The 21,103-nt window shown below is 43.7% G+C and carries 24 protein-coding genes and 1 tRNA gene; 12 read left to right on the top strand and 13 right to left on the bottom strand.

What is annotated here, in order from left to right; genetic code table 11:
* The first annotated feature begins 15 nt into the window (after positions 1-15).
* A complete protein-coding gene (locus tag IEW69_RS10685; protein ID WP_188626843.1) occupies positions 16-525 on the top strand; it encodes a glutathione peroxidase in 510 nt (169 codons plus the stop codon).
* 123 nt (positions 526-648) lie between these two features.
* On the opposite strand, the gene mnmA is transcribed toward IEW69_RS10685, so the two are convergent.
* Positions 649-1,740, bottom strand: coding sequence for a tRNA 2-thiouridine(34) synthase MnmA (gene mnmA, locus IEW69_RS10680; RefSeq protein WP_188626842.1), 1,092 nt, complete (start codon positions 1,738-1,740; stop codon positions 649-651).
* 259 nt (positions 1,741-1,999) lie between these two features.
* On the opposite strand from mnmA, the gene IEW69_RS10675 reads away from it, so the two are divergent.
* Positions 2,000-2,845: a sigma-70 family RNA polymerase sigma factor gene (locus IEW69_RS10675; RefSeq protein ID WP_188626841.1), complete on the top strand. Its 846-nt coding sequence runs from the start codon at positions 2,000-2,002 to the stop codon at positions 2,843-2,845.
* A gap of 46 nt (positions 2,846-2,891) precedes the next feature.
* On the opposite strand, the gene IEW69_RS10670 is transcribed toward IEW69_RS10675, so the two are convergent.
* The 6 genes from IEW69_RS10670 to ribD are packed head-to-tail and all read right to left on the bottom strand — an operon-like array spanning position 2,892 to position 7,912.
* Complete coding sequence (locus IEW69_RS10670; protein WP_188626840.1) at positions 2,892-3,209, bottom strand: hypothetical protein; 318 nt, start codon at positions 3,207-3,209, stop codon at positions 2,892-2,894.
* Between the two features lie 37 nt (positions 3,210-3,246).
* Complete coding sequence (locus tag IEW69_RS10665) at positions 3,247-4,443, bottom strand: multidrug effflux MFS transporter (protein WP_188626839.1); 1,197 nt, start codon at positions 4,441-4,443, stop codon at positions 3,247-3,249.
* Positions 4,444-4,491: 48 nt separating this feature from the next.
* Positions 4,492-5,355, bottom strand: coding sequence for a nucleoside phosphorylase (locus tag IEW69_RS10660; RefSeq protein WP_188626838.1), 864 nt, complete (start codon positions 5,353-5,355; stop codon positions 4,492-4,494).
* A gap of 51 nt (positions 5,356-5,406) precedes the next feature.
* Entirely contained in the window at positions 5,407-6,012 is a 606-nt protein-coding gene (locus tag IEW69_RS10655; protein ID WP_188626837.1) for an IMPACT family protein, read from the bottom strand.
* A complete protein-coding gene (locus IEW69_RS10650; RefSeq protein WP_188626836.1) occupies positions 6,002-6,862 on the bottom strand; it encodes an EamA family transporter in 861 nt (286 codons plus the stop codon). Before IEW69_RS10650 ends, IEW69_RS10655 begins: the two co-directional genes overlap by 11 nt.
* The gene (ribD, locus tag IEW69_RS10645) at positions 6,863-7,912 is read right to left on the bottom strand and encodes a bifunctional diaminohydroxyphosphoribosylaminopyrimidine deaminase/5-amino-6-(5-phosphoribosylamino)uracil reductase RibD (protein ID WP_188626835.1); all 1,050 of its coding nucleotides are present in this window, start codon (positions 7,910-7,912) and stop codon (positions 6,863-6,865) included.
* 47 nt (positions 7,913-7,959) lie between these two features.
* On the opposite strand from ribD, the gene prmC reads away from it, so the two are divergent.
* The gene (gene prmC / locus IEW69_RS10640; RefSeq protein ID WP_188626834.1) at positions 7,960-8,808 is read left to right on the top strand and encodes a peptide chain release factor N(5)-glutamine methyltransferase; all 849 of its coding nucleotides are present in this window, start codon (positions 7,960-7,962) and stop codon (positions 8,806-8,808) included.
* Here prmC and xerD read toward each other — a convergent pair.
* Positions 8,805-9,698 (bottom strand): site-specific tyrosine recombinase XerD, encoded by an 894-nt coding sequence (gene xerD, locus IEW69_RS10635; RefSeq protein ID WP_188626833.1) that lies wholly within the window; start codon positions 9,696-9,698, stop codon positions 8,805-8,807. The genes prmC and xerD overlap by 4 nt on opposite strands.
* A gap of 43 nt (positions 9,699-9,741) precedes the next feature.
* Between xerD and aroQ the strand changes: the two genes are divergently transcribed.
* The gene (gene aroQ / locus IEW69_RS10630; protein WP_188626832.1) at positions 9,742-10,173 is read left to right on the top strand and encodes a type II 3-dehydroquinate dehydratase; all 432 of its coding nucleotides are present in this window, start codon (positions 9,742-9,744) and stop codon (positions 10,171-10,173) included.
* Here the strand turns inward: aroQ and IEW69_RS10625 are convergent.
* Complete coding sequence (locus tag IEW69_RS10625) at positions 10,139-11,179, bottom strand: glycosyltransferase family 2 protein (protein WP_188626831.1); 1,041 nt, start codon at positions 11,177-11,179, stop codon at positions 10,139-10,141. The two genes, aroQ and IEW69_RS10625, sit on opposite strands and share 35 nt — an antisense overlap.
* 86 nt (positions 11,180-11,265) lie before the next feature.
* Between IEW69_RS10625 and IEW69_RS10620 the strand changes: the two genes are divergently transcribed.
* From IEW69_RS10620 to IEW69_RS10605, 4 genes are all read left to right on the top strand, one after another.
* Positions 11,266-11,874 (top strand): WbqC family protein, encoded by a 609-nt coding sequence (locus IEW69_RS10620; protein ID WP_188626830.1) that lies wholly within the window; start codon positions 11,266-11,268, stop codon positions 11,872-11,874.
* Complete coding sequence (corA, locus tag IEW69_RS10615) at positions 11,874-12,989, top strand: magnesium/cobalt transporter CorA (protein WP_188626829.1); 1,116 nt, start codon at positions 11,874-11,876, stop codon at positions 12,987-12,989. The genes IEW69_RS10620 and corA overlap by 1 nt, the downstream gene beginning before the upstream one ends.
* 41 nt (positions 12,990-13,030) lie before the next feature.
* The gene (gene mgtE, locus IEW69_RS10610) at positions 13,031-14,380 is read left to right on the top strand and encodes a magnesium transporter (protein WP_188626828.1); all 1,350 of its coding nucleotides are present in this window, start codon (positions 13,031-13,033) and stop codon (positions 14,378-14,380) included.
* 154 nt (positions 14,381-14,534) lie between these two features.
* Positions 14,535-14,711: a hypothetical protein gene (locus IEW69_RS10605; RefSeq protein WP_188626827.1), complete on the top strand. Its 177-nt coding sequence runs from the start codon at positions 14,535-14,537 to the stop codon at positions 14,709-14,711.
* A gap of 54 nt (positions 14,712-14,765) precedes the next feature.
* Here IEW69_RS10605 and IEW69_RS10600 read toward each other — a convergent pair whose 3' ends face one another.
* Positions 14,766-15,125: a response regulator transcription factor gene (locus tag IEW69_RS10600; RefSeq protein ID WP_188626826.1), complete on the bottom strand. Its 360-nt coding sequence runs from the start codon at positions 15,123-15,125 to the stop codon at positions 14,766-14,768.
* A 157-nt stretch (positions 15,126-15,282) separates the two neighbouring features.
* Between IEW69_RS10600 and IEW69_RS10595 the strand changes: the two genes are divergently transcribed.
* The 3 genes from IEW69_RS10595 (at position 15,283) to IEW69_RS10585 (ending at position 18,032) form a co-directional block, all read left to right on the top strand.
* A complete protein-coding gene (locus IEW69_RS10595; RefSeq protein ID WP_188626825.1) occupies positions 15,283-15,462 on the top strand; it encodes a BF3379 family histone-like protein in 180 nt (59 codons plus the stop codon).
* Positions 15,463-15,585: 123 nt separating this feature from the next.
* A complete protein-coding gene (locus IEW69_RS10590; protein WP_188626824.1) occupies positions 15,586-16,335 on the top strand; it encodes an LCIB family protein in 750 nt (249 codons plus the stop codon).
* A gap of 179 nt (positions 16,336-16,514) precedes the next feature.
* Complete coding sequence (locus tag IEW69_RS10585; RefSeq protein ID WP_188626823.1) at positions 16,515-18,032, top strand: TlpA family protein disulfide reductase; 1,518 nt, start codon at positions 16,515-16,517, stop codon at positions 18,030-18,032.
* A 48-nt stretch (positions 18,033-18,080) separates the two neighbouring features.
* Here IEW69_RS10585 and IEW69_RS10580 read toward each other — a convergent pair.
* From IEW69_RS10580 to IEW69_RS10570, 3 genes are all read right to left on the bottom strand, one after another.
* Positions 18,081-18,153 (bottom strand) — tRNA-Lys (locus IEW69_RS10580).
* An 86-nt stretch (positions 18,154-18,239) separates the two neighbouring features.
* Positions 18,240-18,941, bottom strand: coding sequence for a DUF421 domain-containing protein (locus IEW69_RS10575; RefSeq protein WP_188626822.1), 702 nt, complete (start codon positions 18,939-18,941; stop codon positions 18,240-18,242).
* A gap of 1 nt (position 18,942) precedes the next feature.
* On the bottom strand, positions 18,943-19,638 hold the full coding sequence (locus tag IEW69_RS10570) for a DUF421 domain-containing protein (RefSeq protein ID WP_188626821.1): 696 nt from the start codon (positions 19,636-19,638) through the stop codon (positions 18,943-18,945).
* 381 nt (positions 19,639-20,019) lie between these two features.
* Here IEW69_RS10570 and IEW69_RS10565 point away from each other — a divergent pair, with 381 nt between their 5' ends.
* Positions 20,020-21,042: a glycosyltransferase gene (locus IEW69_RS10565; protein WP_229663592.1), complete on the top strand. Its 1,023-nt coding sequence runs from the start codon at positions 20,020-20,022 to the stop codon at positions 21,040-21,042.
* Positions 21,043-21,103: the final 61 nt, after the last annotated feature.

Below are 21,103 nucleotides of genomic sequence, written 5' to 3'. Positions count from 1 at the left end.
AAAAAATTAAAACCAATGAATATACTGTTAGTAATCATCGGGCTATTTTTCAGCCCACCAAAAAGTGTTTACGATTTCAAGATCAAGACGATTGATGGTAAGGAAATCGCGCTGTCGAAGTTTAAAGGAAAGAAACTTCTGATCGTAAATACCGCCTCCAAGTGTGGCTTTACACCGCAGTATGAAGAACTGGAGAAGCTGCATCAGCAGTATGGCAAGGAAGTGGTGCTTATCGGCTTCCCGGCAGGAAACTTTGGTGGCCAGGAACTTTCTTCCAATGCTGAAATCAAAGAATTTTGTGAAGCCAACTTTGGCGTAAGCTTTTTGCTTAGCGAAAAAGTGAGCGTTAAAGGCAGCGACATCAATCCATTATTTGCCTACCTGACCAGCCAGGAGAATCCAGACTTTAAAGGCGAGATCAACTGGAACTTTGAAAAGTTCCTGATTGATGAGCATGGAAAGTTAGTTCACCGTTTCCGCTCTAAGGTGAAACCTTTGGATGCAGAAATCACAGCTAAGCTTTAATCGCTAAATCGCGCATGCTAATCAATAAGCATGCGCTATGCTGCGCTTAAAATAACAAAGGCTTGCACGTTAAACGTGCAAGCCTTTTCTATATAGATTAATTTATTGGCAATTGAAATCAGCTTAGCACAGGAAGCCGCCACCTAAAAGATCATTTCCTTCATAAAACACTGCGGACTGTCCAGGTGCAATTGCAGAAACAGAATGGTCAAATACCACACGCATCTTATCTTTCTCCTGTACGATCGTGCTCAGCATACCTGCATCTTTGTAACGGATTTTTGTAATCACATTATCCATAGGATCCAAAATGCTTTCATATTTCTGAAGATTCACATTGCGGACCATTGCTTCACGTCTTTCAAGCTCATCTGCACGTCCCAGAACAACCGTATTACTTTCTGGAAGAATCTGCGTAACAAACATCGGCTCACCAAGGGCGATGCCCAAACCTTTACGCTGGCCAATAGTATAGAATGGATAGCCTTTATGCTGACCCACAACCATTCCATTGCTCAGAATAAAATTGCCACCAGCTACACGCTCCTCTAAATCTTCAACCTTATGACGCAAGAACGAACGATAATCGTTATCCGGCACAAAGCAGATTTCATAACTTTCGCTCTTCTTAGCTAATTCTTCCTGGCCCATATCCAAAGCCATTTGCTTAATCTCCGACTTTGCGAAAGATCCTAAAGGAAACTGCGTGCGTGACAGGTTCTCCTGAGATACGCCCCAAAGCACGTAAGACTGGTCCTTGTTTTCATCTTTTCCTTTAGAGATTACATAGCGTCCATTATCATGTTGTCTGATGTTCGCGTAGTGTCCTGTTGCGATAAATTCACAGTCCAGCTTATTGGCCCGCTTCAAAAGCGCCTCCCATTTGATATGCGTATTGCAAAGTACACAAGGATTCGGTGTACGACCCGCAAGGTATTCATCAACAAAGTTGTCGATTACATAATCTCCAAACTCATCTCTAATGTCTAATATATAGTGTGGAAATCCATAGTTCACCGCAAGTGTGCGTGCATCGTTGATGCTATCCAAACTGCAGCAACCAGTTTCCTTGCCGTTGGTTCCAGAAGTAGCATAGTCCCATGTCTTCATGGTTAAGCCGATGACTTCATATCCCTGCTCGTGCAGCATGACCGCAGCAACCGAACTATCCACACCACCACTCATGGCGACTAAAATTCTGCCCTTTTTACTCATAGTAATTAAATGTGGTACAAAAGTAAATGTTTTTAGAGGAATGTATAAGAAGGGGAAGTCAGAAGCTTGTAATAATACCCCGCGGCATTCTTTCCATTCTCCTGCTTAGGATATGGATTGCAATAAAATGCAAATAAGTACAGTCTTAGAACATCATTTTTTAAAACTAAAATAAGTATAAACAATTTTATTAAAATAATTTGTTTCTTACGATACCATCTTTATCTTGTGTTAATATTAGAAGATTAATTTAAACAATATGAAATCATTAACGCTCTCGGACTGGAACTTCGAGAACTCGCTCCTCGCCATCTACATCCGGGAAACAAAGCAATACAAACTGCTCAGCAGGAGGGAAGAACAGGTATTAGGGGAGAGGATTAAGGCTGGGGATCCTCAGGCTGCTGATATCCTGCTCAAGGGAAACTTGCGATTTGTTGTGTTTATCGCTAAACGATACGCCTTCAACCAAACACAAATGCTCGATTTTATATCGGAAGGGAACAGAGGTTTGATGGCAGCAGTTAGTAAGTTCAATGTTGATTATGGCTGTAAACTCATCACTTTAGCAACCTGGGACATCAACCAGATGATCCAACGATCAAGGCGAATGAACATGATTGTGACCATTCCAAAGAATAAACTCGATAAAAAGAAGTTTTTGGAAAAGAACATCCGCAAATTTGAACAGGCCGAAGGCCGGACACCCTCCATTACGGAAATCGCCGAACTTGTCAATTTACCTGAAAAGAATACTTCTGAATACCTGGAGTATCATGGGAAAATTGTCTGGATAGATGCGCAGCAATTAGATCGGAGTGTGATTGATATGATTCCTGATGCCACAGACAACGCGGAACAAAAAATGGTTAAGCGTTCAAAATATAACAATGTGCTCCGTGCCATTGAGTCTTTGCCGAAAAGGGAAGCACTTATTATAAAATACTATTACGGAATTGACTGTGACGAGAAGCTAAATACCATGGAAATCGCCAGCTTACTTGGTTACAGTAAAGAGCGCATCCGTCAGCTTAAAGCAAAAGCTGAGAAAACCCTCAAGCTCCGCTTTCGCAAGCATATGGAACATGTAAAGCATGACGATTAATGCAGCGCCTCTGTTACTGGCGGTCATCAGTAACAGAGGCTGCAGATTACTTAAGCCGATAAAGGTCAGGCATGGGTTGCGCTAATGCGGCGTTATATGGCCGAGCCCGAAGCGGCTGCTTTGCTTTACTACCAAGTTTATTTTCTCCGGTTGCCCCGTTATACAACAGTAAGCCGCCAAGTGCGAGCTCCTGAACAGCGATTACCGGGCTTTTAGTAAGGTTCTTCAGTCCTCGTCTAAAGATGAAAGCACCTGCAAGTATGGAGATCATCCGCTTTCCAGTACTCAACCGCACTTCATCAGTACCGTTTAAAATTGTCTTACCTGCAGCTAATGCAACTGTGTGTTGTAGTTTGTTAAACATAGATTTTCCGTTTTAGATCATCTTTTCAACACCGTAGCTATGCTATTGTTTTACTTAATTTCAGTCGTCCGAAAAGCAGTATAATCATGGCTATCGCTGTGGAACCCGCCATTACGGCCACCATAGGAAGGGCAGATTTGGTGTCGAACACACTCAATAGCGATGAGGCAACCGCACCAACACCCATCTGAATGGCGCCCATCAATGCCGAGGCACTACCTGCATTCTTTTTAAACGGGGAAAGTGATAGCGCCGAAGTGTTGGGATTGATAAAACCTAAACAACACAGGAATAGGAACAGCAGTCCTATGGTATTGTAAAGGTTTAACAAGTTCAAGTATGCGCCCGCAAAGAAACAGAGCGTAAGTACCAACTGCGTACTTAATGCAACGAACACGATCCGTTCACTCTTAAACCGCCGTACGAGTAAGCTGTTTATCTGGCTGGAGGTAATCAGTCCAATAGACAAAATTGCGAAGATCCATCCGTACATCTCCGTACTCACCTTAAATACTTCCATGAATACGACAGGTGAGCCAGCCACATACGCAAACAAGCCTGAGAACGCCATTGCTCCAGTTAAAGCGTAAGTATAGAAGTAGGGTTCCGCAATAACAGATAGGAAGGTTTTAATGATTGGTGCAGGCAATAAGGAGATCGTTGGATCAGGTTGGTACTTCTCCGGCAACCAGAAAATACTCGCAAGTAAGTTTATCAGACCTAAAGCCATGAGCGCAATGAATATCGCATGCCAGCCAAAGAGGATGGTTACGTAACTACCAGCAGTAGGTGCAAGCATCGGCGATACGCCAACAACCAACATCAATAATGCAAATACCTTGGCGCTGTCTTTAACCGGAAAGAGATCCCTAACCATTGCCACCGAAGCAACAGCTGCCGCGCAGCTACCAAGCGCCTGTACTGCACGAAGAATGATGAGCTGATTCAGCGTCGTTGCGAAAACACAACCAAGAGAGGCAAGGATATAGAGTAACAAACCTAAACATAGGGGTTTCTTACGCCCGAAACGGTCTAGCAAAGGTCCGTAAAGCAATTGCCCAAGGGAAATACCAATGAAAAAGCTGGAGAGCGAAATAGCCACCTGCTCGGTGCTTGTGTTCAGATCTTTCGCGATTACCGGAAAGGCCGGCAGATACATATCTATGGAAAATGGTCCTAAAGCGGTGAGGGATCCAAGAATTAAAATTAAAGAGAAATATTGCTTATTGTTCATGTATAGTAATGTCGTTTGGGAGGAGAATACCGTTAAGGGGCTGGTAGTTTAAATTCGCTCTAGCACGTGGCGGATCGCTTGATCAACCACCTGCTGAGGATTGTTGCTGAAGGCGAACTTTACGCGACTGGCAAGAATTGCGTTAATGGAAAGTGCACGATGCCCGAGCACTTTTGCCAGCGCATAGATTCCTGCTGTTTCCATCTCCAGATTCGTGATCCGCAGATCGCCATCGCGGAAGCTGTTCAATTGTGAAATCAGGTTTGGGAACTTGGCAGCAGCCCTGACTTTTCTGCCTTGCGGCGCATAAAACCCCGGGGCAGTAACTGTAATCCCCTTCGGAAGGGTCGAGGCAATTTTTTCTGTTAATGGGCTGCTGGCCGCTGTGAAATAGGGCTCAACAGCATCGAACCCTGTTAAATGCTGACGTACCATTGCTAACAATCTGGCATCTTCCGGATCAACTTCCGCCAAATAGAAGCCCATGAGCGTGTCCAGCCCAAGGCCGTGGGAAGCGGCCAGGATGGTGCCGATGGGCAGATCATCTTGTATTGCTCCGGATGTGCCAATCCGGATGATGTCAAGTGTACGAAGCTTGTCCTTAACTTCACGGGTCTCAAAGTCAATATTCACCAATGCATCCAGTTCATTGAACACGATGTCTATATTGTCTGTTCCTATGCCAGTAGAAACAACACTCAGCAGGGTTTTGCCAACATAGCCGGTATGCGTAATAAACTCTCGCTTACCTTTCCGGACTTCTATACTGTCAAAGTAGCGGGACACCTCAGCTACACGATCCGGATCACCAACAGTGATAACGCTGTCAGCAAGATCCTCGGGGCGTAAGTTTAGGTGGTATATGCTGCCATCAGGATTGATGACAAGGTCGGATTCGGATATTCGGGACATAGTGAAAATTTGCGGGCAAAGGTACAGTTAATCTGCGCCAAAAATCTCCAATCATGTAATGTCAATCTGAATTTCCTCCACCTGGCTCAACTTTGCAGTTAAAAGCTCCACTGTGGCTTTCCTGACTTCAAGTACAAACGTACATTCCAGGTCAAAGGTTTGTGTGCGTACAGTGAGATCCGTTTCTTTGATGATGCGCATCACGGCATTCAATTGCAGGTATGCACAACGAACGGTAAGTACAACATTTTCCGTTTTCTCAATGATCACACTGTTTTCTATGGCCGCTATGGTCGCCGACTTGTAGGCATTGATCAGTCCTGGAACCCCTAAGAGGGTGCCACCGAAATAGCGGACCACCACGACAAGCACGTTTGTAAGCCCGGCAGACAATAAGCTGTTCAGTATTGGTCGTCCTGCGGTGCCGGAGGGTTCTCCATCATCATTTATTCGATAATTGTCGCTGTCAAGTCCGAGTCGGTACGCCCAACAATAATGTCGCGCTTTCGGATGTTCCGCACTGAGTTGTTGCAGTATTGGCTTCAGCTCAGCTAGTGCTGACATCGGAAAAATATAGCCGATGAACTTACTGCCCTTGTCGCGGAAAATACCTTCAGCCGCAGACGCCACTGTTTTAAACGTATCCTTAGCTTCCATAATACTGCGCAATGGTGATCATTACAATAGCGACAATGGCAAGACCAACTCCGGCAAAGTTCAACTTGCTGAGTTGCTCTTTAAACAAGAAATAACCCAGTAAGGTGCCAAGTACCACCACACCGATGTTCATGGATGCAAAAACAAGTGAGGGCTGCGCTGACAATGCCTGATGAGCTTTAAGGTAAAAGAAGATGTTCATGAAGTTGAACATGCCCAGTAACATGCCATATAGCACATTGACCAACTTAAATGAACGTTGGTATTTAAACCGCTGGTATAATGCCGCAGCTAGTGCAAGTGGAAAGGCAATCAGAAATACAAGCAGGAGAATTGTGGCATAAGGCCGACTTGGGTCTGCTGCGATTTGTTTAAACAGGATATCTACCGTCCCAAAACCCAGAAATACGAGAACGGGAAAGATGATACTTGCCTTGCTTTTGGCATTTCCTTTATTAATTAGCATCAGCACCACAGAGAGGAATGCTAGAACCAGTCCAACGATCTTCACTCCGCCAAACGCTTCCTGAAAAATCAGATAAGCCGCCAACAAGGGGATGATTAAAGAAAGACGCTGTGCGATATCGGTCCGGGCAATGCCGACTGCTTTCACCGACCTGGACAGAATCCAGAAAATCGTGGGAAGTAAAATACCTAAAATGTAGTAAGTAGGGGTACTGGGCAAGCTAAGTTGTGCAACAGCTGGTTTAAAGAGCAACAGCGATAAAATGATTGCCGTTAAGTAGTTCCAGGCGATTGCCTGTTGAATGTTTATGCTGTACCTGGATGCGAGTTTAAATAGAACGCCTACAGTAACGCTGCAAATTACACTAATGAAGATGTATACCATTTAGCTTCTGTTCTGATGAATAAACAAAGTATCGGTATCCAGCGTGATGATGTCTTCCAGAAAACCATTTATCTGCGGTGCGGTAACACCTTCCTGCCAATTTGTGCTTGATTTTATAATCCGTGCTTCATCCCACAGACCTGCTGAGATGAATTGGTTAAGGATGTTTGCTCCGCCCTCGATAATCACGGATTGAATGTCCATCAGGTACAGTTGGAAGGCAATCTTCTGCGGGAGGTAGAAAGTCATGTCTTCCATCTGCACGAAATGATTGTTGCCAATGACATCCGTTTTAACTTCATTAAGGAAGATTGTCTTCACCTGATCATTGTATACATGACTGGTTTCCGGTATTTCCAACTGTTTGTCGATCACAATACGTACAGGATTCGAGCCTGGCCACTCCCTTGTATTAAGTTCTGGATTGTCTGTCATCACCGTTTTCTTCCCAACCAGAAGGGCATCTTCTTCAGCGCGCCATTTATGCACCAGCTTTTTTGACAAAGCGTTGCTGATCCACTTCTTCTGATTAATCAGGGGTGTAAAGTAGCCGTTGGCGGTTTGCGCCCATTTCAGAATGATGTAAGGTCGTTGCTTTTCCACTCTGGTGAAAAAACGTTTATTTAAAGCCCGCCCTTCAGCTGCCAGCATGCCATGAGAAACTTTAATGCCTGCCGAACGCAACTTCTCTATTCCTTGACCATTTACGACTGGAAATGGATCTGTATTACCAATGATAACCTCTTTTACCTGATGCTTGACCAGGAGGTCGGCACATGGTGGCGTTTTCCCGAAGTGGGCGCAGGGTTCAAGACTCACATAGACGGTAGCCTTTTTTAGCAGTTCATGCCCGAGGTCGCCGTGTTTCTGGAAAACGTCGTTAATTGCATTCACTTCTGCGTGAGCAGTTCCATATTGTCTATGGTAGCCTTCTCCGATGATCTTTCCATCAGCAACAATCACACAGCCAACCATCGGATTTGGACTTACATTGTCAAGACCTATTTCCGCAAGCTCAAGGCAGCGGCGCATGTAAAGTTCATCAACCATCGTGGCAAAAATAGGTATATTGTTCGATTTAGTTACTTTTACGGGCAATGAAATACAAGGCCCTCAAGCAGCATTTTAGTCAATCCCTGATCTCCCTATACGAAGAACAGGAATCCTCAAGCCTATTCTTTATTGCACTTCAGAAAGTTGAAAGCTGCACCAGGATGCAGTTTCTGGAGAAACAACAAACGGAAGTGCCAGATGGCACCGCAGCTACGTTGATGCATATCCTTGAAGACCTTAAATCTGGCAAGCCGATACAATACATTCTTCAGGAGGCCTGGTTTTACAGGCTGAAGTTTAGGGTTAATCCGGCTGTGCTAATCCCGCGTGATGAAACCGAAGAACTTGTCGACCTGATCATCCGGCAGGAGAAAAGCACCGCCAATTCGAGTCGTGAGTTACTGGATATTGGTACCGGAAGTGGCTGTATCGCCATCACGCTGAAGAAAAATCTGCCTTGGATAGAGGTCTCTGCCCTGGACGTTTTTGAGGCCGCATTGGAGGTCGCAAAGCAGAACGCCCAGGATCATGACGTATCCATTCAGTTCATTCATGCTGATGCGCTAAGTTATACCAGCACTGTGTTATATGACGTCATTGTCTCCAATCCGCCCTATGTAAAAGAAGATGAACGTGCAGATATGCATGGACACGTGCTAAACCACGAACCGCATCAGGCATTGTTTGTCAGCAATGATGATCCCTTGATATTCTACCGGTCCATCGCCACTTTGGCATTAAAGAACTTAAAGCAGGGTGGACGGTTATATTTTGAGATTAATGAATTCCTGGGTGCAGAAATGCTGGAATTGATGGAGCGCCTGGGATTTAAAGAGATTCAATTGCATAAAGATCTGCAGGCCAAAGATCGAATGCTGTCCTGCACCCGTTAGCTCCGGGGGTGAAAAGAACGGATCACCTCGTGTAGGTATTCACGGTCCAGATGCGTGTAAATCTCTGTCGTGGTAATGCTCACATGCCCGAGCATGGCCTGTACGGCTCGGAGATCTGCGCCACCTTCAATAAGATGTGTCGCAAAGGAATGCCGGAAGGTATGCGGACTGATGGTTTTTTTAATGCCGGTTTGCTGCGCCAGTGCCTTGATCATGGTAAATACCGAAACACGGGAGAGACTTGCTCCAAATTTATTTAGGAATACAAAGTCTTCCATATGTGGCTTAATCTTTTGTTTGTTCCGGATTTCCGACAGGTAGATGTCCAGGTGTTTCAATGCAACCTGCCCGATGGGTACAATCCGCTGTTTGCTGCCCTTCCCATCAATAAGGACATATGCTGCATCAGCATGGATGTTGGAGATCTTTAAACCAATCAACTCTGATACGCGAAGGCCGCAGCCATACAGCACTTCAATGATGGCCCTGCTTCTAACACCTTCAGGTTTGGATAGATCGATGCCAGCCATCAGCTGATCAATTTCAACCACGCTCAAGACGTCCGGTAGTTTTCGGCTGAGTTTAGGCAATTCTAGTAATGCTGTGGGATCATCTGCAATGAGCTCTTCCAGGGCGAGAAAGCTGAAGTAGGACTTCAAGCCAGAAATCACCCGTGCCTGAGAATTGGGCAACATCCCGAGTTCATTCAACCAGGTGATAAAGCGAACCAAATCTTCATGACCAACCTCGGCAAGGGCCTGACCGCTTCCTGTTATAAATTGCAAGAGCTTTTGAACATCATTCAGGTATGCCTTTATGGAATTCGAAGATAGTCCCCGTTCCAGGCGCAGGTACGTGCTGTATTCTTTGAGATAAGTAGTCGTAATCACTTAAATATTTTCTACTGTTGGTTTTAACTTTTAAGTTTGGTTGATGAAGATACAAATAATTAATGGGCCGAACTTAAACCTACTTGGGTTACGGGAACCCTCCATCTACGGCAATCAGGGGTTTGAAAGCTATTTGGAGCAACTGCGCCAAACATTTGGCGACATTTCGATCGACTACTATCAGAGTAACGTAGAAGGCGAACTGATTAATAAGATTCATGAAGTTGGCTTCAGCTATGATGGCATCATTCTAAATGCTGGTGGTTACACACATACATCTGTGGCACTTTCCGATGCCATTGCAGCAGTAAAGACCCCAGTAGTTGAAGTACACATCTCCAACATTTATGCAAGAGAGGAGTATAGGCATACTTCCCTTACAGGAAAGAATTGCAAGGGGGTGCTAACCGGCTTTGGAATGGATGGGTACCGTATGGCCATTACTTCATTTTTACAGGATCAGTCCGGAAGTTAAGCTTCTTAAACAGCCTTATCTTTTGTGCAAAGAATGCCCAGACAATGCTGCTGTGGTAAACGCCGGTTAACGCGGCAAAGGGAATCTGCTGCTTGCTGCGTTTTCTAGCGGTCGTACGGTAATTCTGAAAGAAGTTGAAGTGGGCTTTATTGATTGCCCAGGCAAACTTGAATTCTCCGGAGAGCAGGAAATGGATCCAGGCAACAAAGTCGATCCAGATTCTGGCAAACAGCATCAGGTACATTTCCTGAGCAGGCAAGTTCTTCTGGAGTAAGTACAGGTTATTCCTGAAGTTTAAGTAGGTTTTGAAAGGATTGGTGGAGTTCAATGTGCCGCCACCTACGTGATAAACTTCCGATGCGGGACAAAACACGATCTTGTAACCGAGGTTTTTCAGCCGCCAGCATACATCAATCTCTTCCATGTGTGCAAAGAAATCAGGATCGAGGCCGCCAACTTCCACCCAGCACGAGCGCTTTACAAATAATGCTGCGCCACTGGCCCAAAAAATCTCTATGGCGTCATCATACTGCGCGGTATCCGTTTCAATCACGTCAAAGATGCGACCACGACAAAAGGGAAAGCCGAAACGGTCTAAAAACCCGCCTGCAGCACCAGCATATTCAAACTTCAAGGGCTCGGTGAAACTTTTGATTTTCGGCTGTGCCGCCGCAATCATAGGATCTTTTTCCATCATCGCTACAACCGGTCTGATCCAGTTTGCTGGCACTTGAACGTCGGAATTCAACAGCACAAAATAATCGGCCTGTACTTGAGCTAAGACTCGGTTATAGCCTTCAGCAAAGCCGTAGTTTCGCTCGTTCCGAATAATGCGAACCTGCGGAAATGTCTCTTCTATGAAATGTAATGAATCGTCAGTAGAGGCATTGTCGCCTACGATTACCTGCAAGCTTGAATAATCAGACTGTAGCACCTGGGGTAAAAACGACTTCAGAAATGAAAGGCCATTCCAGTTTAAAATGACGACGGCGACACTCGGTTCCATTTTAAAATAAGAATTGGGTTTCAATTAAAGAATACGCTTTTTTTATCATTAATTTGCGGTTTGAGAGTGCAAACATAATTTATCAGATGCAAAGTATCGCAACATTTCCCCTTTTTTATCTACCCCCGGTAAGCTACTTTTCTGCGCTAAAGGCCGTGAATTTCGAGTTCGAAATTGAAAAATGGGAGCATTTTCCGAAGCAGACATTTAGAAACCGGACAACTGTAGCATCGCCAAATGGCGCATTGAACCTGTTTATACCGGTCATAAAAGGATCCAAATACCATACGAAGATTAAAGATGTAAAGATAAGCTATGATTTCAAGTGGCAACGACTGCACTGGATGAGTCTTCAAACCTGTTACCGCAACTCTGCATACTTTGAATATTATGAAGATGAGATTGCTGCTTTCTATCATCAGGAAACAAAATACCTGTTTGATTACAATCTGGCACTCACCAGCTGGTTGTTTAAGCAGATAAAACAAGCACCGGATGTTAATTTTACAACAAGCTATATCAAAGAATTACCGGAGGCGGTTGATTATAGAAATGCAAGTCGCTTTAAAGCTGATAATAATCAAAACCTGAAGCCCTATTTTCAGGTTTTTGATGACCGGAACGGCTTCCTTCCCAACATGAGCTTCGTTGATCTGTTGTTTAGCCAGGGTCCCCAAGCTAAATTGTATTTGTAATGAGCAAACGCCATAAAAAACTAGAGGTCAATCAACGCTGTCTGCCGGATACTGGCTCAAGTCCCGGTGTAATCTATCTGGATGACAGTTCCCTGGAACCCAAGCTTACACTGCATCGTATCTCGGGTGCACAGTATACAAGCGAAAACATTGATAGTTTTGCTGGCGTTTACGAGTCCATTAAAACCACTAAGCAGACCTTCTGGCTGGAGATCAAAGGTTTTAAATCTCTGCCCATGTTCGACCTGTTGCAAAATGAGTTTGGCATCAATAAACTCACCCTTGAGGACATTACCAGAACACATGAGCGACCAAAGTTTGAAGAGTTCGAAACTTACGCTTTTGCAGTAAGCAGGATGCTGATGTTAAATGAGGAAAAGGAACTTGAGAATACGCAGGTGTCGTTTATTCTAATGGATAATGCGCTGATCACTTTCCAGGAGCATTATGTAGATTGTATACAGCCGGTCCGCGACCGGTTAACTGCTGGCAAAGGAACCATCAGGATCGGTGGAGCCAGCTACATTATGTATGCGGTAATGGATGTTATTATCGATACTTACATAGAGATCCTTGGTGGCTGGGGTGATGAACTGGAGGAAATTGAAGACCGGCTGATGGACAAGCCTGAACGATCGATCATGTACGACACCCAGCTCATTAAACGTCACCTGATTAGCATTCGGCGGGTAGCCTGGCCGGAAAAGGACAAGATCAATGACATCATGCGCTCTGATAGTCCCTTCATTCAAAAACAGACGAAGATATACCTGAAAGATGCATACGATCACTGCATTCAGGCGATTGACCTGATAGATTCGTTGAAGGAAATTTCCGTCAGCAATATAGACATGTACCTCAGCATGATCAGCATCAGAATGAACGAAATCATGAAGGTGCTCACCATCATTTCCTCTATTTTCATCCCTTTGACTTTCATTGCCGGCATCTACGGCATGAATTTCTCCAGGGAGGATCCTGTGACTGGAAAATTGATGCCCATGAACATGCCAGAGTTGTATTCACCACATGGTTACCTGTATACGGTAATTATTATGGTGATTATGGCCGTGTTACAGTTGGTGTATTTCCAGAAAAAAGGTTGGTTCAAGTAGTGGAGCTCAGGTTTCGAGCTATTTTACTACCTTAGCGCGCCATGCAGTCTTTCGAGCTCGATAAAACAGACTTTTCCAGGATTAAAAACGCGTTAAACAGTGATAATGCTTCACTGCAGGCCGTCTTGTCTGAATATCATGCCTCAGAAATCGCAATCCTGTTTGAACGACTCAGCGACGAAGATCGTCAGCGCATCATCAATTTGCTTTCTGTAGAAATTGCTTCCGAGGTTATCTCGGAAATGCATGAGGAGACGCACCCAGAGGAGCTGTTGCTCATGTTACATCCGGACAAGCGCACGGAGATTGTTGAAGAGCTTGATTATGATGATGCTGCGGATATTATTGCCCAGCTTGAAGTTGAGGAACAACAGGAGCTGCTGGACGATTTAAGTGAAGACGACGCTTCCAACATCCGTAATCTATTAAGCTACCAGGAAGATACTGCCGGTGGACTTATGAATACGGAGTTCATCCGCATCAATCTGAATCTCACCAAAAAGGACGCTATTGATGAAATCATTCGCCAGAGTGAGGAGATGGAGGAGTTTTATACCATCTACGTTATAGATGACGCCAATATCTTCCAGGGCATCGTTTCCTTAAAGGATTTACTTAAAGCTAAAGGAAACGTTAACATTTCCGAGCTTGTTAAAGCTGAAGTTGCCTGGGTAAGTCCTGACACAGATCAGGAGGAAGTGGCGCGTCTGATCTCACAGTATAACATTACCAGTATTCCAGTGTTGGCTGAGGATATGAGACTTCTTGGCCGTGTTACTTTCGATGACGTGATCGATGTCCTTGAAGATGAAAACACGGAAGACATTCTGAAAATATCAGGTGTAAGTGAGGACGAAGAGTTAAGCGGTAACTGGCGGGAAGCCGTTAAGTCGAGGCTGCCATGGCTGATTATTAACTTGGCGACAGCCTTCCTGGCCTCTGCGGTTGTACGCTTTTATGAGCCTACATTAGCCAAAATCGCGGTACTTACCGCATATATGACCATTATTGCAGGTATGGGTGGGAATGCAGCAACGCAAGCCTTGGCCGTTACCGTACGGAGAATTTCCTTATACGACCTTACAGACCATCAGGCTTACCGGACCGTGCTCAAAGAGTTTACGGTGGGGATGATCAATGGTGCTGCGACGGGTCTTATTGTACTTGTTTTCTCATTGATCTTTGACAGCAATCCTTTGATGGGGCTCGTCATCTTTCTAGCAATGACGGGGAACCTGGTTGTTGCAGGTATTGCGGGTGCTGCAATACCACTTTTACTAAAACGTGTGGGCATTGATCCTGCTATTGCTTCTTCCATCATCATTACCACATTTACCGATATTTTCGGTTTTTTCCTGCTTCTAGGTCTGGCGAGCAGGCTTCTCCTCTAAACATTCCATGGTTTGCTGAAAAACCTACATAGGAGCACTATGAATGGGGAATTTTTTCTATACTAAAAATCAGCAACTTACAAAAATCAGGGAATTTTGGCCCCAAATTCTAAACTAAATGTTGTCTGCTTTGTTGTGTTGCAAATTCAATATCATGAAAACGCTAGTTAATCAACCGGAAACATCAAGCAGTAAAAAGGCGATTCTTCAGCATGAGCATCACCTTGGCTTGAATGAAAAACAAACCAATCAAACGAAAACAACTTACATCAAAAGCACCGCACCTCTTTTTGCAAAAAGAAAAGGTAATCCGAAGTTGTATATCCTATAAGGAAATGGGGTCCATATAGAGATATGCGGACCAAAGAAAAACAGGGGTGAGGGATTAATTTAAAATCCGCTTCACCCTTGTTAAAAAGTTATCTAAATCAAAAGGCTTATTGATGAAATCATCAGCACAAGCCTCTTCTAATACGGATTGTGAGCCTGCATGGGCAGACATGATTATTACTGGGACGTTGATCGTCTTTTCATCTATTTTAAGGTTCCTGCACAGGTCAATCCCGTTTCCATCAGGAAGCATCACGTCGAGAATAATTAGATCTACATTTTCAACACGCGCTCGATTAATGAATGACGTTGCATTTTCAAATGACTCTACTACGTAGTTTGCATCTTCAAGTATATATTCAACAATAAATCTGATGTCACCATCATCTTCAACAATTTGTATATGTTTATTCATTTAAATCGATTTATAACTAACCTTTCTTTAAACCAAAAATAGCGGAAAATAGTTTTAAACTCCGCCAAATAATAAAATAAAGGCGCTTTTTACCTTTTCTTGCAAGAAGTATGTTTCCGAATATTATATATTTGAGACCTAATTAAATATAAATCATATGGAGAGGTTTACAAAAGTGAAAGAATTATTAGCTTCAGTTGAAGCAGATGCAGAAAAGTTTTACAACTCTGGCAACAATGCTGCGGGTACCAGACTTCGTAAGGCAATGCAGGATTTAAAGGTCCTTGCGCAGGATATCCGTACGGAAGTGACTGAAAAGAAGAATTCGGCAAAGTAGTTTCATAAATACTTAACGTCTTACAGCCTGTATTTACAGGCTGTTTTTGTTTACGGACATTTCATGTTCTGGTTTCAGGTCTTGTATATTTGTGCTCGGATAATTCACCTTCAAAAGTACATTATGATCGAGCCACTATTAAAGACCCATTTCCCAAATGCGAAGACTGGTGCTGAAATTACAGAAACCTACCTCAACTTCATCTCCGGAGAATATGGATCGGAAATGGACAAAATTCTATTCGCAACCTCGTTGTGCTGCGATGATATAAATGTATCCACTGACTTCAGGCGGGTTCTGACACGACCATTTACATTGGGTGGCTTGGGAGGACTTCCGTATGCTGGAATCACCGGTATGGTGGCATTTGCACACCATGTACCTGATGGTGGTGACGCTTTTATCTTTTATGGTCCACACATCGGTATTACGGATGATGGTGTGCTAGGGCAAATGCGCAGACCAGGGCAGCAACATCTTACCAATAGCTGCGGTGCGCTGGTATTGGCTTTAGAAAGACTTAACAACGGTCATAAAGCCGTTCCAGAGCAATACGACCTTGATGCGCAGGAATTAATGCTAGAGCGTTCCCTTGCACCTTTAAAGACGGAGGGAGCCGGAGAAATTGACATTAAGAACGCCGTGGAGTTTACTTACTATAACGTCCGTACCCGTTTGCTGCGCCTGATTAAGGCAAGTCGCTCTGAATTTTGCTGCAAGCGGATATTCTTACTCGGTGGGATTATCATCAATACCAGTCCGGAGTTTCATGACTATGTTGACATTCGCGACTTCGAAGTGCTAGATCCAAAACAGATCGAAGATCCGGAGCTTGTTTCCATTTTAGCATCGAAGGCTTTCAAAGACCTGTAATCTGTACGCTTTCTGTTTCTGCTATATTCTTGATTTACTTCTTAGATGCTCCTGGAGCGTTTAAGAAGTAAAGTTGGTGCGTACTATAAGGCATACTTCAGGTGATTGAACGTGTTTTGAGGATTGGGTAAAAATCATTATATTTTGATCTTAACTTCTTAAGAACCATTCCGATCCAAATGATGAAAACCTTACAGCGAAACCTCTATGCATTATTGTGCCTTCTTTTTATTTCAATAAACGTCTCTGCTCGACATGCGGCTTCAGATGAGATTAACATCAAGGCAGGGAAGGCTAGTCTAAAAGGAAAAATAGCCTCTGCTAATCAGGCTGACCCTAGTGGCATCACCATAAACCTGATGGTTCCACACCCGATCTCAGGGGAATACGCGAAATACGAAGCTACTGCCGACAAGTATGGACAATTTTCCATCGACGTTGATGTAGAAATAACCGAGACTTTAATTGCCCTAACCACCAGTATCAATCCGGAACATGCCCTTGTCGTTAAACTGGCAAGTGGTGGTACCACAAACCTCAAGCTGTCCTATGGGCTTGACAATGGTCTTAATGTACTTACGGTAGATCCGGCGATGGATGAGAATGACATGAGGTATGGCTTTGGTGCCATGAATAAGATGCTCGTTCAATCCCCGAGAGCACCTGAGCCTCTATATGATAAGACCGCGGCATATTTTCTGGATTATGCTGACAAGATCTTAGAAGAAAGACTGGCATCCTTACGGAACGACAATCGTTTGTCTCCAGGAATGAAGGGCGTGTTCGAACGTGACTTTAGAATGTTCATGTATATGACCCATGTTTTCGACTATGATGGAGAAATGTTGTTGAATTATAGAAACGTGACTCGTGATGAAAATAACACACCTGTGCTTACTAAGATCGACCGTAGCTATTTTCAGTTTCTGAAGAACTTTGATCTCGATAATTCAATGTATCTCCAGTGTTTTACATTTCTAGATTTTCAAAAAGATCTGCTTCAGAACGAAACATTAGCGCTACCCGCTATCGGAGACATGTCCGTGAGTGCCTGGATCAAGTCCGTGAAGACCATACTAGCCGACCAGTTGGGCTTTGACAAAGGCCAGTACTATGACATCCTTGCTGCGAATGCATATGCAAGACAGTTAACAGAAAAGGTCGAGCCACTTACGGCCAGGCAAAAAGAACACATTTCAGCTTATTGGAAGGGGAATGATATTGGGAAAATACTACTTCGTAAAAACGAGAAGGTGGTTGAGGTTGCGAAGGCTAAGACACCTGTAGTGGTCAATGATGTTTCTAAAGTGCCGGTAGACGAGGTCATGGAAGCCATAACGGCTAAGTATAAGGGTAAGGTCGTGTTCGTTGATCTTTGGGCCACCTGGTGTGCACCATGCATTGATGCCATGCAGCAGTTTAGGGCAACAAAGGATGAGCTGCGGGGGCAGGACGTGGCTTTTGTGTACCTAACCAATGGGTCTTCTCCCAAGAAGCAATGGGAGGATAAAATCCAGGGCATTGGTAGTGAACATTATTATCTCACGGCTGCCCAATGGGCATACGTTATGGAAAAGTTTGATTTCGAAGCGATCCCATCTTATCTCTTATTCGATAAGCAAGGCAAGCTGATTAATCAGTTTACCGGTTTTCCGGGAAGTGAGAATGTAGGGGCACAGATCAAGAATTTGCTATAGAAACAGAAAAGCCTGCATTCGGATGAATGCAGGCTTTTTACATTGGTGTGATCCCGCTGGGATTCGAACCCAGGACCACTACATTAAAAGTGTAATGCTCTACCAGCTGAGCTACGGAATCATTCTCTTTTGTGTTTCTTTTTGTTTCTGAAGAGGCTGCAAAGGTAGAATTAAAAATGATACTTGCTAAATAAATTTTAAAATAATTTACTCGGCCGCTGTCACTGCTGGTGCCCATTGTATTGCTTTACAGTTCGGACAAGCTGATCTTAAGGTAGATATCATTGTTTTGGCTACCGTGCCGCAGTGGCAACAAACAAATTGATCGGTCTTATTTAATTTTTTTTTTGCAAAATCCGGGTCAATATCCGGCAGCACGCTCAGTCCTGGTCTTGGTTCCTTTTCTTTGACGAGCGTAAACATACCGTTTGCTTCGATGTAGAGGCGATTTACCATACCCAGGTGCAGGATGCCTAAACTCCGGAGTTGAGAAGATATACGCTCCTTTGTAATCCGCGTAAGTTCCATTTTTGGTAGATTCAAAACACCATCTACAACCAACACATCCAGATCATCCTGGGTGATGGATTCAAAATGTTCGTTTCTGGAGGTCCGACGGGAGACAAAATTGGTAAAGATGATGATTACGATGGTAATCACTACCGGAGGAAGGATGCCCCGATCCGGATTCATTAAAGGGATACCAACTGCCGCAGCAAGGGACACTACGGCTGCCATTTCGTTGCGGCTGATTTGAGCAGACATCCGCTTACCCATGAGTCTCATGGAAACGATGAGCAGCGCGTAGATTAGAAATGCACGAAATATAAGTTCTATAAAAAAGAATGGAGGTATTTCGCCGATGAGTATTCTATTAAAATCGCTTAAACTTAGTTCTTCTGGTTTCATATTAACATATTATAGCTTCTTCCCAATTTTCACACCCGCAATTTTCGCAGTGCCCATTTCTTTCGTTTTCATTATCAGCAGTACGTCCGCACATCCGGCATACATAGGACGTTTCTGCAGGCTTCTCCTGTCCATTCAAAATATCGCCATCCCGAGAAGGGAAGATGGACAAACCAGGTTTAGGCTTGTCATACCGAAAGACAGAGAAGAGCCCGCTGGCCTCAATATAAACCCGTTCTACCGCTCCAAGATTGAAGATGTTTTGCGATCGGAGTACGCCATAAAGCTGTTGCCTGGAGATGTTGGAAGATTCGAGTTGTTTAACTTCAATGACGCCGTCTTTAAGCAACACGGCTTCCTTGCCCTGAATCATATTCTCCATCTTACTGCTTCGAATGCCGAGGAGTGTAAAACCCCGTTGAAAGGCCCATGCACACAGCAATACAAAGATGCCTTGTACAATTCCTTTGTCTGGTACTTGCATCGGTACACAGATAATCGCCCCGAGGGTAACCATGACGGCAAGTTCGGCAATGGTTAATTGTCCGCCCATGCGTTTACCCATAAGCCGCAATATCACCAACAATACGAGGTACATGATAACGGTCCGGATTAATACTTCCAGTAAAAAGCTCGTCGGCGCAGAGCCGATCAGAATTCGGTGCCAGTCATCCCAATGGATATCTTCTTTTTTCATGAAAAAACTTTTTACTCGTTCTGAGCAAAATTTATTCCCATGTGGTACACAGATTACTTTCTTTACTGCTTCAGGTATTTTTACTAAAGGACTGGGAATTAATTGCTAAGCAAATAGGTATATGCCATTCAAACATTTTATAGGCATTGTGGTTTTATATGCAAAACTTACAAGCCGTAATAAAAAAACCAAGCGTTGATTGCCGGTTGAGACGTGCTGGGTTAATTCAAATATTTACATCTTAACTTATTTTTTATGAAACAGTCCCTAGAAATGCCGACCAAAAATTTGATTTGCTTCTCTCACCTGAGGTGGGATTTTGTATTTCAAAGACCACAACATCTTCTAACCAGGTTTTCGGCTCATGCAAACGTGTTTTACATGGAAGAACCAATCTTTGATGTTACCGATGATGCCTATCTACATTTATCTAGACGGGATCAGGGATTAACGGTGGTTGTTCCTCACCTTAAAGCAGGCTTAAGTGCATCTGAAGTGCACAATACACTCATTGCATTATTAGATAAGTTTTTCCAGGGATCTGATCTTCAAGACTGGACGTTCTGGTACTATACGCCGATGGCATTATCGTTTTCAGATAAGTATAAACCGAAATTCATCGTTTTTGATTGCATGGATGAACTATCTGCATTCAAGTTTGCACCTGAGGAGTTGATTAGCCTTGAAAGAAGATTGTTAGCTAAAGCCGACCTTGTATTCACAGGTGGTCATTCTTTATATGAATCAAAGAAACAACAACATTCAAACATACATCCATTCCCAAGCAGTATTGACAAGTCACACTTCGCTCAGGCCAGGAAAATTAAAGAGCAACCAGCCGATCAGCAGCATATTGTCGGAAAGAAACTGGGCTTCTATGGTGTAATTGACGAGCGTTTCGATATTGAACTTATCGGTAACATGGCAACGTTAAGGCCAGATTGGCAATTTGTTCTGATTGGCCCTGTTGTGAAGATTGATGAGGCTACACTACCTCGCAACAAGAACATTCATTATCTGGGACAGAAATCATACAAAGAGCTTCCAGGGTATTTATCAGGTTGGGACATGGCGCTAATTCCATTTCAGTTAAATGAGTCCACCAGGTTTATAAGTCCGACGAAGACCCCTGAGTATCTAGCGGCTGGAATTCCAGTGGTTTCTACCCCAATCAGAGATGTTGTTAAGCCCTACGGTATTAAGAAATTGGTACATATTGCTTCCTCATGTGATGAATTCATTAATGCAATTGAATCAGAGTTCAGCAGAACAAATACATCAGAATGGTTAGTGGAAGTTGATGATTTCTTGAAAGATATCAGCTGGGATCAAACTTTTGAGACGATGGTTAAGCATATGAATACCACCCTAAGTAGTAACAAGAAAATTTCTATTGCGAGCTAGATGCAGGTTAATACTTGCCTTTAAGATCTGGGTATATTAAACGATTTATCATCTTATTTAT

It is taken from the genome of Pedobacter quisquiliarum (assembly GCF_014642175.1).
Lineage (GTDB): Bacteria > Bacteroidota > Bacteroidia > Sphingobacteriales > Sphingobacteriaceae > Pedobacter > Pedobacter quisquiliarum.
Note: the sequence above shows the minus strand (reverse complement) of the source record. Positions and strands in the feature narration are given on the sequence as shown.